General features: G+C 65.0%; 9 protein-coding genes. 5 read left to right on the top strand and 4 right to left on the bottom strand.

The window, feature by feature from the left end:
• Positions 1-23: 23 nt before the first annotated feature.
• Complete coding sequence (locus tag NCR40_RS20175) at positions 24-1,421, bottom strand: hypothetical protein (protein ID WP_250510444.1); 1,398 nt, start codon at positions 1,419-1,421, stop codon at positions 24-26.
• 169 nt (positions 1,422-1,590) lie between these two features.
• A complete protein-coding gene (locus NCR40_RS20170; protein ID WP_250467582.1) occupies positions 1,591-3,834 on the bottom strand; it encodes a hybrid sensor histidine kinase/response regulator family protein in 2,244 nt (747 codons plus the stop codon).
• Between the two features lie 482 nt (positions 3,835-4,316).
• Here NCR40_RS20170 and hpnD point away from each other — a divergent pair, with 482 nt between their 5' ends.
• The 5 genes from hpnD (at position 4,317) to NCR40_RS20145 (ending at position 9,744) form a co-directional block, all read left to right on the top strand.
• Positions 4,317-5,165: a presqualene diphosphate synthase HpnD gene (gene hpnD / locus NCR40_RS20165; RefSeq protein ID WP_250510443.1), complete on the top strand. Its 849-nt coding sequence runs from the start codon at positions 4,317-4,319 to the stop codon at positions 5,163-5,165.
• Positions 5,165-6,442 (top strand): hydroxysqualene dehydroxylase HpnE, encoded by a 1,278-nt coding sequence (hpnE, locus tag NCR40_RS20160; RefSeq protein ID WP_250510442.1) that lies wholly within the window; start codon positions 5,165-5,167, stop codon positions 6,440-6,442. The genes hpnD and hpnE overlap by 1 nt, the downstream gene beginning before the upstream one ends.
• Positions 6,442-8,421, top strand: a complete 1,980-nt coding sequence (gene shc / locus NCR40_RS20155) for a squalene--hopene cyclase (protein WP_250510441.1) — start codon at positions 6,442-6,444, stop codon at positions 8,419-8,421. The genes hpnE and shc overlap by 1 nt, the downstream gene beginning before the upstream one ends.
• A gap of 74 nt (positions 8,422-8,495) precedes the next feature.
• Positions 8,496-9,152, top strand: coding sequence for a phosphorylase (locus NCR40_RS20150; RefSeq protein ID WP_250510489.1), 657 nt, complete (start codon positions 8,496-8,498; stop codon positions 9,150-9,152).
• Between the two features lie 121 nt (positions 9,153-9,273).
• The gene (locus NCR40_RS20145) at positions 9,274-9,744 is read left to right on the top strand and encodes an acyl-CoA thioesterase (RefSeq protein WP_250510440.1); all 471 of its coding nucleotides are present in this window, start codon (positions 9,274-9,276) and stop codon (positions 9,742-9,744) included.
• A gap of 70 nt (positions 9,745-9,814) precedes the next feature.
• Here the strand turns inward: NCR40_RS20145 and NCR40_RS20140 are convergent, their stop codons facing one another.
• Complete coding sequence (locus NCR40_RS20140) at positions 9,815-10,765, bottom strand: MlaA family lipoprotein (RefSeq protein ID WP_244828864.1); 951 nt, start codon at positions 10,763-10,765, stop codon at positions 9,815-9,817.
• A complete protein-coding gene (hpnN, locus tag NCR40_RS20135; protein ID WP_250510439.1) occupies positions 10,762-13,422 on the bottom strand; it encodes a hopanoid transporter HpnN in 2,661 nt (886 codons plus the stop codon). The genes NCR40_RS20140 and hpnN overlap by 4 nt, the downstream gene beginning before the upstream one ends.
• Between the last annotated feature and the right edge of the window lie 190 nt (positions 13,423-13,612).

Genomic DNA, 13,612 nt, shown 5'->3' with positions numbered 1-13,612 from the left:
TTATTGCGTGAAGCGTTTTGCACTTAGACGTGATGATGTCCCGTCACGCGATCCCAACCATGACGCACGGCAGCCTTGAAGCGCTCCCAGGTTCCGTCTTCCGGATGGCGCGTCTCCCACTCACGGCGCATCTCATATTCCATCTGATCGTCCCATGCGCGGCTGCGGAAGCGGTCGTCGTTGCCGAGCGTGGCGCCGTACCGATACGCGCCTTGATAATCCTCGTACGGCTCGCCGGTTGCAGCGTAGCGGGTGTCGTAGTCGGCGCGGAAGTCTTCCTCATATTCCATGTACTCGTTCGGCACAGCAGCCGTTCCAGCCGATGAACCCATCGCGCCCATCGATTGCGACTGGCTTTGACTCAGCGTGCCGCTTCGACTCTGCGCGGGTTCATCGAGCGGGCTCAGCGGTTCGACCGGACGCCAGTCGGCGGCGTTATCGGTACGTACGCCGGGCAGCGGATCGCCCATGTTGCCCGAACGCAGCGGATCGCGACCGGCAAGAGCGTCGCGCTCCGAAAGCGATTCGCCCGAGAGTTCGTCACGGGCGGCAAGCGGGTCGGCCGGCGTACCGGTCAGCGGGTCGCGGGCAGCGAGCGGGTCCATGCCAGTGGTGGCGAGCGGATCGCGGCCAGTGACGGGATCGCGTCCCGACAGCGGATCGGCGGCGGTGCGCGTCTCGACTTGCGTGTACTGCGTCGTCTCGTGACGCGTCGTGCCGGCATGCGGCATCAGCGAATCGTCTGCCGGGTCGCTCACGAAGTCGCGTGCACCGAGTGCGGCGGCATCGCGGCGCGTCAACGGGTCGCCGAGCGGATCGGCAAGCGGGTCGAGCAGCGGATCGGCGGCGGCGCCCGTCGCCGGGTTTGCTGCGTCGGTGCGCGGATAAGCGCGGGCGCGCATTGCGTCCATGCGCGCATCGTTCACCGGCTCGCGGCCCGGCACTGCACTGCCGCGTCCGAGTCCCAGTTCGTCGAGTATCGAATGATCGCGGTCATCCACGCCGGCTTGCGGCATCGCGGTGCCGTGTTCGAGCGTGGACCAGCTTGCGGCGCGCTCATCGATATCGATCGCGCCTTGATCCGCAAGCGTCGCGCGGGCGACATCGGCTTGCTCTTCGCTCGGGGTATCGACGGCTACAAGCACTGCGCCACGACGCACGGCTTCCGAATAATGCGCGACTTCTGGCGGGTGATCGCGCCCGCCGAAAAGCATGCTGAAGAAGCGCTCGATGTTCGCCAGCACGCCTGGTTCGGCGTGCGTTTGGGCATCGGGCATGACGGACGGCTCGGCGGCATCGTCGCGTTTTGGATTCGCTTGCAACTCGATATCAGCGCGCGGGAAGCCCGCTGTAACGAGGGCCGAGCGTGCGTCCTCGGCCTGCGCGTAGGTGTCGAAAACTCCGATGACGGTGTGTCGCATATACGCCTCCTGCGGATGGGCGGAACTTCGAAATCGGCAACGTTGCGAGGTTGCCGTGCATGTTTGCCCGTCACGCAACGAGCGTGCCGGATGCGCCGTGGCCTGTCTGGCAAGGCTCGAAGCGATGGATCACGCAAGGCGCTTTTACAAAACTGGTACAAAAAGCAGATCAGCGGCCGATTGCCCGAGCTTCGTTGAGACGTTCGCGAATCTCGTGCAGCAAGGCGTCGAGCAGCGCGATATCGAATGGTTTAGACAGCACGCGTGCATCGACGTGACGGGCGCGGTCCAGTTCTTCCGCATAACCCGTGACGAGAATCACGGGGATGCGCGGCTCGAAGCGTTGCAGCATTTCCGCGAGGTCGATGCCGCTCATCTTGCCCGGCATGTGGATGTCGGAGAGCACGACATCGAAGGGAAATTCGGACGCTTCGCGCGCGCCTTCGAGCACGGTGACGGCGGTATCGGCGTTGAATACGTAGCTCACGTGATGACCCATCATGGCAAGCAGCGCCTCGGTGCCGGCGGCCACTTCCTCGTTGTCTTCGACGAGCAACACGCGCAAGCCTTCGGTCTCCTTGACCACGGCGGGTTCGTCTTTAACCGCCGCGTTGGCCTCGGTCTCAGCCGCCGCGCGCGGCAGATAAAGACGCACCGCCGTGCCCGCGCCGATTGCGCTGTCGATAGTCGCGAGTCCGCCCGCGCGCTCGCAAAACGCAAACACCTGCGGCAAGCCGAGACCGGTGCCCATGCCTTTCGGCTTGGTCGTGAAAAGCGGCTCGAATGCGCGGCCCAAAACTTCGGAACTCATGCCGAAGCCCGTGTCTTCCAGCGTGACCTGAACGAAATCGCCGGTGATCGGAAAGCCGTCTTCGTGACGGAAGCGCACGTTGTCGGCGCGCACGGTGAACGTGCCGCCGCTTGGCATCGCGTCGCGCGCGTTGACCGCGACGTTGATGAGCGCAAGCTCCAGCTCGGCGGGGTCGACGCGCACGGGCCAGACATCCGCGGTCACTTCGACGTGGAGCGCGACCTTCGCGCCAAGCGACGCGCGCAGCAGTTCGCGCCCCGCCGGCACCCATTTGCCGATGGCAATGGTTTCGCTGCGCAATGGCTGCTTGCGCGCCACGCCGAGCAATTGCCGCGTGAGCGACTGTCCGCTCTTGAGCGCGCGTTCCATCGCGGAGAGTTCACGTTCAAGACCGGGCGCGCCGCGCCGTCGCGCGATCTGCACGTTGGTCGAGACGATCATCAGCAGATTGTTGAAGTCGTGCGCCACGCTGCCAACGAGATTGCCGAGCGCTTCCATCTTGCGCGCCTGCCGGTAGGCAGATTCGATCGAGCGCCGCATCGACGCTTCGGCTTGCCAGCGTTCCCACGCTTCTTCCTCGATGGCGAGACGCCGCAGCGATTGTCCGATGACGCCCCACAGCACGATGCAAGGCGCGAAAATCGACAACGCGAGCACGCTCAAATGCCGATACCACTCGGCCCATAACGTGGAGATCGGATAGCCGCTCGACACATAGACCGGATAGCCGCCGACCCTGCGGAACGCGACGATCTTCAGCTCGTTGTCGAGCCCGGACATCATCTCCACGACGCCGCTGCGCCGTCCCGCGCGATATGCCTCGCGCAAGGGCGAACTGGCCGCGAGCGCCATGCGGTCGGGCGGCCGTTGCGGATACCACGCGAGCACTTCGCCATCGCTGCGTGCAAGGCCGAGCGAAACAGTCGGACTGTCGCCGAGGAGTTCGCGATAGAACGCGTTGAAATAAGCAGGACGCAGCGCAATCGACACGATGCCGTTGAACTTGCCCTTGTCGGTGCGTCGCACGACCGCCGTGTTGAAGACCTGTTCGCCCGCCACGCGCCCGAGCATCACGCGCGAAATCTGTTCGATGCTGCGGTCGTCGCGCATGCCACCGAAGTCCTCGCGCGTCGCGACGGACACATCGGGCGTCGGCCAGGTGCGGCTCGTCACGAGCAGCTTGCCGTCGGCGCCGAACACAGAAACGGCAGCGACTTGCTGATAGTTGTTGCTCATCATCTTGAGACGGTCGTGGATGAGACGACTGTCGCGGCGGATCGGTTCGTCGTCGAGTCCATCGAGCAGATCGACGATACGTTCGTTCAGCGTGACGTTGAGATCGAAGACCTTGAGCGCGTGCTCTTCGGCGACGCGTGCATTGCGGGCGACGGTTTCGGCGGCGAGCGCCTCGCGGTCGTGATAGTCGGTGTATGCGGTGACTGCCACGTAAATGCAGGGCAGCAGAATGGCGGCGACGAGCAACGCATAAAGCGTCAGGCGCTGTGCGGCGAAGTTGCGCTCGGGAACCACCGGGAATGGCGGTTCATCCTGCCTCTGTTCGGCGGCAGGATCGGCGTCGGACTCCTCACGTTGCAGCGTCATATTTGGCAGCGAAGTGGAAAACTTTACGCGCGCGCGTGTCGTTCGAAGCGTTGAACGCTTCGTTCACAGTGTTCCAAAGCACTTGAACGGATTGGGCTGTGGAGTAACCGGTTCGGGCAAGCACGAAGAATGCCGATTTGGGTTTAGAACGTGCGTACGCGCAGGACTAGCGACATTACCAGAGAGGAGGGTATGCAGGTAAATACGATGCCGCCGCATGCAAGCGCTCGAGTCACGCGTGCAAGTCACGCCGCTGAAAGCCACGCCGCTGAAAGCCACGCCGGTCAAGGCGCAGGCTCGATGGCCAAAGAATTGTTATACTCTTTGCCGCTTCCGGCGTACTTGCCACCGGCCCGCCGGCATTCATCGACTCGATCCACTCAGCGCCAAGCCGTTCCGCGCGCACCCGGAATCGTCGAGGCTGGCGTCATCCAACAATTCGCCCTCGGGGCGCGATAGCGAAAGAACTCGCGGAGTCCGTCTTGGCCGTTTCCCACACCATCGCTGACGAATCTGCTCCCGATGCCGCGAAGGCGTCATCCGGCAGCTCGTTTTATCTCGCGATGCGCATCCTGCCCGCCGACCAGCGGGACGCGATGTATCAGATCTACGCTTTTTGCCGCGCGGTCGACGATATCGCCGACGAAGGCAACTTGCCGCGCCGCGAACGCGCAATCGCGCTCGACCGCTGGCGCGAAGACATCGACGCGTGCTATGCCGGCGCGCCGCGAAAATCGCTCGAACCGCTCACGCGTCACATCCAGGCTTTCCAGCTTTCCCGCGACGACTTCCACGCTGTCATCGACGGCATGGCCATGGACGCCGCATGCGACATCGTCGCGCCCGACGAAGCCACGCTCGACCTCTATTGCGACCGCGTGGCAAGCGCGGTGGGCCGGCTATCGGTGAGAATCTTCGGGATGCATGAGGACGCCGGGCGACGGCTTGCACACCATCTTGGCCGCGCGCTGCAGCTGACGAACATCCTGCGCGATATCGACGAAGACGCGGGCATCGGCCGCGTCTACCTGCCGCGCGAACTGCTCGCGCGCGAAGGCATCTCGACGAGCGACGCGGCGAGTATCGTCGCCGATGCGCGCCTGCCGCGCGTGTGCGCCGTCATCGCCGAACGCGCCAAAGGGCATTACGCGCAGTCGGACACGATCATGGCCGCTTCGCCGCGCCACGAAGTGCGCGCGCCGCGCATCATGTCGGCGGCGTATCACGCCGTGCTCGACGCCAATCTGAAACGCGGCTTCGACCTGCCGCGCCCGCGCGGGCCCACGCCGCGTGCGCGGCTGCTGTGGATCGTCGCGCGCAATCTTCTCTGATGTCACGGCTGGTACACGTCGTCGGCGCGGGCCTAGCGGGCCTTGCCGCAGCAGTTCAGGCGCAACGGCGCGGCGCGCGCGTCGTGCTTCACGAGGCGGCGGCGCATGCGGGCGGACGCTGCCGTTCCTATTTCGACGTGAGACTCGGCGCGACCATCGACAACGGCAATCATCTGCTGCTGTCCGGCAACCATGCGGCGTTGGGCTTTTTGCGTGCGATCGGTTCCGCCGATACGCTCATCGGCCCGAGCCAGCCCGACTACCCTTTCTTCGATTTTGCCAATGGCGCGGCGTGGACCATTCGCATGTCACCGGGACGCCTGCCGCGCTGGATTTTCGACGCCAACGCCCGCACGCCAGACACGCAGCCCGCCGACTACTTCGCGCTGCTGCCGCTCTTCTTTGCGAAGCCGGGCCGCACCGTCGGGGAATCGATGCGCGCCAAGGGCCCCGTGTGGGACGCGCTCGTGCGCCCGCTCTTGCACGCCATGCTCAACACCGAGCCCGCCGAAGCCAGCGCGGCGCTTGCCGCCAATCTATTGCGCGAGACGGTCGCGGCGGGCGGACAGGCATGCCGGCCGCTCATCGCGCGTAACGGGCTTGCGCATGCTTTCGTCGAACCCGCGCTGCGGCTTTTGCAGTACGGCGGCGCGGACATCCGGCTGGGCGCGCGCGCGGCGGGTATCGCCTTTTCGGGCACGGATTCGCAGGAACGGGTAAGCTCCATCGCTTTCGAAGATCGCGCCGAGCCGGTCGTGCTCGCACCGGGCGATGGTCTCGTGCTTGCCACGCCGTCCGAAACCGCGCGTCGCCTCGTGCCGGATCTCGTCGCGCCGGACGAGTTTCGCGCCATCGTCACCGTGCATTTCGCGGTCGATGCGCCGTCCGATCTCGGGCCGATCACCTGTCTCGTCAACGGCACGGCTAATTGGCTATTCGCCAACGACGGCAGACTGAGCGCGACAATCGCTGCCGCGGATCACTTGCTCGCAACGCCGCACGACGAACTCGCGCACACGGTCTGGCAGGAAGTGGCGCGCGCGGTGCGGATGTCCGCCGAGCCCATGCCGCCCTGGCAGGTCGTGGCCGACCCGCACGCAACATTTGCCGCCGTGCCGTCGCAGGAAGGCTTGCGGGCCGCGACGCGCACGCGCTGGAACAACTTCACGCTCGCGGGCGACTGGACGGCGACCGGTCTGCCCGCGACGATCGAGGGCGCGATCCGCTCCGGCCAGAAGGCGGCGGACGTGCTGATGAACCCATCGATGGAACGCTGATGAACGATTTATCCCTGTCGGCCGTGGGCGCGCCGGTATCGAAAGCCGCGCTGGACCATGCCGTCACCGAAGCCACCGATGCGCTACTCGCGGCGCAACATCCCGAAGGCTACTGGCTGTACGAACTCGAAGCCGACGCAACCATCCCGGCTGAATACGTGCTGCTCGTCCACTATCTCGGCGAGGAAGCGAGTCCGACGCTCGAAGCGAAGATCGGCCGCTATCTGCGCCGTATCCAGCGCGCGGACGGCGGCTGGCCGCTCTTCACCGACGGCGCGATGGACGTCAGCGCCACCGTCAAGGCGTATTTCGCGCTGAAGATGATCGGCGATTCGCCCGACGCGGAGCATATGCAGCGCGCCCGGAGCGCGATTCTCGCCGCTGGCGGCGCGGAAAAGGTCAACGTGTTCACGCGCATTTTGCTGGCGCTTTTCGGCGTCGTGTCGTGGCGCGCGGTGCCGATGATGCCCGTCGAAATCACGCGTCTGCCGATGTGGTTCCCGTTCCATCTGTCGAAGGTCTCGTATTGGGCGCGCACGGTCATCGTGCCGCTGCTCGTGTTGAATGCGAAGCGGCCGGTGGCGAAGAATCCGCGTGGCGTGCGTATCGACGAGCTGTTCTTGGATGCGCCGGTCAATACCGGCATGCCGAGCCGCGCACCGCATCAGAGCCGCGGCTGGTTCGGCTTTTTCCGCGTGGTCGATACCGTTTTGCGCGCAACCGACAACGCGTTCCCGAAAGCGGGCCGTCAGCGCGCAATCGAGGAAGCCGTGCGTTTCGTCGATGAACGCCTGAACGGCGAAGACGGCCTGGGCGCCATTTTCCCGGCGATGGCCAATTCCGTGATGATGTACGACGTGCTCGGGTATCCGCCGGAGCATCCGCATCGCGCGATCGCACGCAAGTCGCTCGACAAGTTGCTCGTCATCGAAGAAGCCGAGGACGGCGAGGCGTACTGCCAACCGTGTTTATCGCCCGTCTGGGATACGTCGCTCGTGGCGCATGCGCTGCTCGAAACCGGCATGCCAAAGGCGCGCGCGGCGGTCGGGCGCGGTCTCGAATGGCTCTTGCCGCTGCAGATTCTCGACACGCGCGGCGACTGGGTTTCACGCCGGCCGAACGTGCGGCCCGGCGGCTGGGCGTTCCAGTTCGCCAACCCGCATTACCCCGATGTCGACGACACCGCCGTCGTCGCCATGGCCATGGAACGCGCGGACCGCGAAAACGGCTCGGCCATCTACGCCGAAGCGATCTCGCGCGGACGCGAATGGGTCGTCGGCATGCAAAGCAGCGACGGCGGCTGGGGCGCGTTCGAACCGGAAAACACGCAGTTCTATCTGAACAACATCCCGTTTTCGGACCACGGCGCGCTGCTCGATCCACCTACCGTCGATGTCTCCGCGCGCTGCCTTTCCATGCTCGCGCAACTCGGCGAAACGCCCGCCAACAGCGAACCGGCGCGGCGCGCGTACGACTACATCGTGAGGGACCAGGAGCGCGACGGAAGCTGGTATGGCCGCTGGGGCATGAACTACATCTACGGCACCTGGTCGGCGTTGTGCGCGCTGAACGCGGCCGGCGCGGCGCCTACCGACTCGCGCGTTAAGCGCGGCGCGGAATGGCTCATTCGCATTCAGAACGCGGACGGCGGCTGGGGCGAGGGCGGCGAAAGCTACAAGCTCGACTATCGCGGATACGAACAGGCGCCGAGTACGGCATCGCAAACGGCGTGGGCCGTGCTCGGGCTGATGGCCGCGGGCCAGATCGAGCACCCGGCGGTGGCGCGCGGTATCGACTATCTCGTTCGCACGCAGCAAAGCCACGGTTTGTGGGACGAGACGCGCTTCACCGCGACGGGTTTTCCGCGCGTGTTTTATCTGCGCTACCACGGCTATCGCAAGTTCTTTCCGCTGTGGGCGCTCGCGCGATATCGCAACATGACGCGTGAAGGCCTGACGCGCGTGACGGCGGCCGTGTGAACGCGCCCGACGCGCGCTCGCTCCACGCATTGCGCCACGCGGCGGGCGGCTTGCCGGTCATTGCCGTGACCGGCATGGCGTTCGAGGCGAAGATCGTGCGCGGACGCGGCGTGGAAGTCGTGTTCGCGGCGCGCTCGGACTGGCTGGAGCGTGCGTTGTCGGACGCCATTTCGCGCGGCTGCACGGGTGTCATCAGCTTCGGAACAGCGGGCGGACTCGCGCCCGATCTGGAGCCGGGCGCGCTCATCGTGGCCAGCAGCGTGTGCGGACCTTTCGGCGAATTGCGTACCGACGACGCCTGGTCCGCGCGTATCGTCGATGCCTTCGCGGGCACGCCGCTACAGCGCCTCACGCGGCGCGGCGTCATGGCCGGCGTCGCCGCGCCGGTCAAGAGCGAAGCGGAGAAACGCTCGTTGCATTCGTCGACGGGCGCGCTCGCGGTGGATATGGAATCGCATATCGCCGGGGCGATTGCCCTTGCGCGCGGTCTGCCCTTCGCCGTGTGCCGCGCGATTGTCGATCCGGCATGGCGCACGCTGCCGCCCGCGGCCACGGCTGGTTTGCGCGATGACGGCACCACGGCCATCGGTCCGATACTGCGAGAACTCGCGCGTCAGCCCGCGCAACTGAGCGCCATGCTGCGTCTCGCCGCCGATGCCCGCGCCGCGCGAACATCGCTCGTACAAGCGCGTCACGCGCTTGAAACCGCGCATGCACTAGCGTTCGATTGACCGCGTAACGTGCCGCTTGCTTTCTGCGGGTTAACCCGCATCTGCGTATAATCAGGGAAAACCCTAACAAAACTGCGTGCGATCAGTCACGTGCGCAGGGTCAGCAGAAAAGGAAGCGCAAATGAATTTTCACACTCGCAAATGGGTCAAGCCCGAAGACCTGAATCCGAACGGCACCTTGTTCGGCGGCAGCCTGCTGCGCTGGATCGACGAGGAAGCCGCGATCTACGCCATCTCGCAACTGGGCAATCAGCGCGTCGTGACCAAGTTCATGTCGGAGATCAATTTTCTGGCGTCGGCGCGGCAGGGCGACATCATCGAACTGGGAATCACGGCGACGCATTTCGGCCGCACCTCGATCACGCTGCGCGCCGAAGTGCGCAACAAGATCACGCGCAAGAGCATTCTCACGGTCGAGAAAATGGTGTTCGTGAACCTCGACGCGCAAGGCGACCCGGCGCCGCATGGCCGCACGGCGATTCGCTATGCGGACGAGTTGTTCGAAGCATATCGACGCGACCAGCGCGTGGTGGAAGCACCGAAGGCATCGAGCGATGACTACATGCAGGAAGCCGCGGAAGAAACGCACTGAGGCAATTGAAACGGGCGCTGCAAAGCGCCCGTTTCATTTTGAAGCTGAGAAAAGCCTTGGCAACACAGGCTTACTTTGCGCCCGGATCTTCGTACTGCGGCACGTCTTGATCCTTGCTCGAACTCGACGGCGTGGTTTCCGCCGGCGCTGGCGACTTGCCGCCCATTCCGCCCGCTGGCGCGGCGGCCGCGCCCGGATCGGCGTAATTCGGCAGACCTTGCGCCGCGCTGCCGCCGCCCGTCGCGCCAGGAACGCCCGGCGCGCTCGCGGCATCGGGAGCGGATGCGCCTTCATCGCCATAATCGGGCAACGTCGCCGTCCCGCCGCCCGTCAACAAGTACTGCCGGCGCTGCGTGTAGGCATCGCGCACGAAGGCGTATTTGTCGAGCGCGGCCTGCGAAAGAAGATCCGTCGCGCCGATCAGATCGGCCCGCGCGCTCACGAAATTGATGCCGTACAGCGGCCAGCGGATTTCGTTATCCGCGTAGCTGATCGGGTTCACGCGCCAGTCGACGAGCCACGTCGTCGAGTCCCGGAACGAGCTCGGGCCGAGCAGCGGAATCACGAGATACGGACCGGACGGCACGCCGTAGTGTCCGAGTGTCAAACCGAAGTCCTGATGATGCTTGGGCAAACCGGCCGGCGATGCAATGTCGATCAAACCGCCAAGACCGAACACCGAGTTGATGGCGATCCGCATCAAATCCTGCGTGGCGTCCGTGATCTTCAGTTGCAGCAGGTTGTTGGCGAAGTTGCTGAAGTCGCCGATATTTGAAAAGAAGTTGCTGACAGCCGTGCGGAACGGGCTCGGCGTGTAGTCCACGTAGAACTGCGCGACCGGCTTCGCGACGTAGGTATCGAGCGTGTCGTTGAATTTGAAGATCGTGCGGTTCATCGGTTCGAGCGGATCGCGCGGATTGCGGTCCGGTCCGGTCGCGCATCCCGCGACCAAAAGCGCGCTCGCAATCACCACACTCGTGGCCAGCTTGCGATGCGCACCAGCGGCTAAAGCCGTTCTCATTCTTCGATTCCTCTTAGGTTGTCGTGCCGCTGGCTCGCGCGCAGCTTCGCCCGATCGGCTGCGCGTACACGGCGGGGCTTGCCCATCAATACCGGCTGAAATACCACGGCGCCGATCAGCGTGCACAAAAGCGACAGCGCGAGCAGCCGCCCCATGCTGGATGTGCCGGGGTGATGCGAAAACCACAGACTGCCGAACGCGGTTGCGGTCGTTGCCGCGCTGAACATCACGGCATGCGTGAGACTCGATTGCAGCAAGCGCGTCTGGCCGGAGCGCCACGCCATCACGAAATAGATCTTGAACGCCACGCCGACGCCCAGCATGAGCGGCAACGCGATGATGTTCGCAAAGTTGAGCGGCATCCTGAAGACGACGCACAGTTCCAGCGTGACGATCGCGGAGACGAGCAACGGTACCAAAGTTCGTAAAACATCGCCCAAACGGCGCAAGGCGATCCACAACAACACGGTGATCGCGATCAGCGAGTAGATCGCCGCCTGCTGGAACGCCTTGATGATCGTCTCGGCCGAATGGCGCACGGAGATCGGACCGCCTATGGCGTTCGGCTCGGCGTGGCGCACGGCATCTGCGAAACGGGCGAGCAGGGTGTCGTCGTTCGGATCGGCGCCCGGCGGCACTTTCGGCGAGACATCGACGAGCGCCTGACCACTCGGCGTAACCCACGTCTCGACCATTTGCGGCGGCAAGGTGGCGCGCGTGATCTCGACCGGCTGCAACAGCGCGCGCAACTGTCCGAGCGCGAGGCGCAATGGCTCGGCCATCGCGTGGTCGGCGCGATCGCGCGTGGCGGCATCGGCGGCGGCGAGCTTCTTGAGCGTGGCGGAGAGATGCTGCGCTTCGGCCGCGCCCGCGCCGGGGTGATCGTCGGCCGCGAGCGACAGCGCACCCGCGACGCGCTTGAGCGTGGCGACGCGCACTTCATCCGTCACGGGCGATGCCACCGGCTGGTTCAGCGCCGGCAGCAACTGATCGGCGGCAGCCTTGATGAGCGCGAGCTTTGCCGGCTGATCGGCCGGAATCAGCGACGACAACGTGGTCGCGCGATCCACTTCCGGCAGCTTCTGGAGCTTCGCCGCGATGCGATCCGCTTCCGCTAGCGAAGGCGCGAGCACCGCGACATCGTTGACCGCGCCCTCGGGTGAATCCTTGAGCGAGGCGAGCGTCGCCATCGACTCCGTATGCGGATCTTTCAGATGCAGCGGGTTGAAGTCGAAGTGCAGATGGAACAGGAGCGGCAACGCGCCGATCACGACGACGAGCGTGCCGATCAGCACCGGCTTGCGATGCCGGTCGAGGAATTCATCGACGGGGGCGAGCACCGGAAAGCCCGGCGCGCTTGCTTCGCCCGGCGGCGCAAACACCTTGATGAGCGCGGGCAGCAAGGTCATGTTGGTGATATACGCGACGAACATGCCGACGCCCGCGATCAACCCGAGTTCCGACACGCCGCGATACGCGGTCGGCAGAAAGGAGAAGAAGCTCGCGGCAGTCGCGGTGGCGGCGAGCGTCAGCGGCACGGCCACATGCCGCGCGGTTTCGGCGAGCGCCACGTCGAGCCGCTTGTGCTTGTGCCGTTCCTCGCGGTATTTCACGCCGAACTGAATGCCGAAGTCCACGCCCAGACCCACGAACAGCACCATGAACGCGACCGAGATCATGTTGAGCGCGTGGACCATCATGAGGCCGAGCGCGGCCGTGATCGCGAGCCCGACGAAGAGCGTGATGAACACCGCGAGAATCATGCGCTTGGAGCGCAACGCAACCCACAGAATGACCAGTACGACCAGGAACGTGAGGATGCCGTTGAGCTCGGCGCCATCGGCCACGGAGGCGAATTCTTCGTCGGCGAGGGGTTGCGCGCCGGTCAGATGCAGCGTCGCGCCGTACTTCTTGTCGAGGTTCAGCCTGGCCGCCACGGCGCGAATTTCGTCCGATGAGCCCGCCGCCGCCTTGAGCGCGTTGAAATCGAGTTCCGGCAACACGGTGACGAACGCGCGCGCCGGTCCGGTGCTCTTTGCGGAATCCGCCACGTCGCGCCAAGAGAAGGCAACCGGCTGATTGGCCAGCACGCCGTCGAGCACGGTCGCGCTCTTGCCGAGCAAGCTGGCCATCTGGCCGAGATTGATCTGGCCTGTCAGCAGCGGCACATTGAGCGTGGTGTTCAGCGTCTGCGCGAGGCCGGTGAGTGTCGGGTCGTGCGCGAGCGTGTTGATGAGCGGACGCGCCTGCACGAGCTGCTTCGTGACTTCGTCGACCTTGGCGGTGGGTAAGTACAAAAGGCCGCTGTGCTCGAAGAAATCGCCGCCTGAAGGTTGCGACACCGACTTGAAGCGCGCCGGCTCCTGCTTGAGCGCGGCGGCGAGTGCGTTCGCGGCGGCATCGGCAAATTCGGGGGCCGCGGCTTCGACGACGATCAGTAGCGTGGCGCCGCGCTGCGGAAACGCGGCGTCGATTGCCTTGCTGCGCGCGGCCCACTCCGGCTCGTTCTCGATGAGTTGGCTGACATCGGTGCTGATCTTGAAGTGATGGACGACATAAATCGTGCTCAGCACGCCGAGCAGCAGCGAAATGGCGATAATCCACGCCGGACGGCGTATGGCGATGGTGACGAAGCGAGTAATGTTGGACGTCAGCATGAAGACGCTACCTGGTGTGTCCTGTTATTTTTGCGGGCCGCGTGCTGCCGGCGAGATGATGCGCGCCGGCGTCCGGCGATGCCGCGCAAGTATACCGGTCGATGCCGGGCACGAACGCGCCATGCGTCTTGAACTGTCGATGCCCCCGCGTGTCGATATACTGGCTCGACGCGTGCCGGCTGCATCGGCG

This window comes from Caballeronia sp. GACF4, from assembly GCF_023631025.1.
Taxonomy (GTDB): domain Bacteria; phylum Pseudomonadota; class Gammaproteobacteria; order Burkholderiales; family Burkholderiaceae; genus Caballeronia.
The sequence above is the reverse complement of the archived record's forward strand: the minus strand, read 5'-3'. Positions and strand labels throughout refer to the sequence as shown.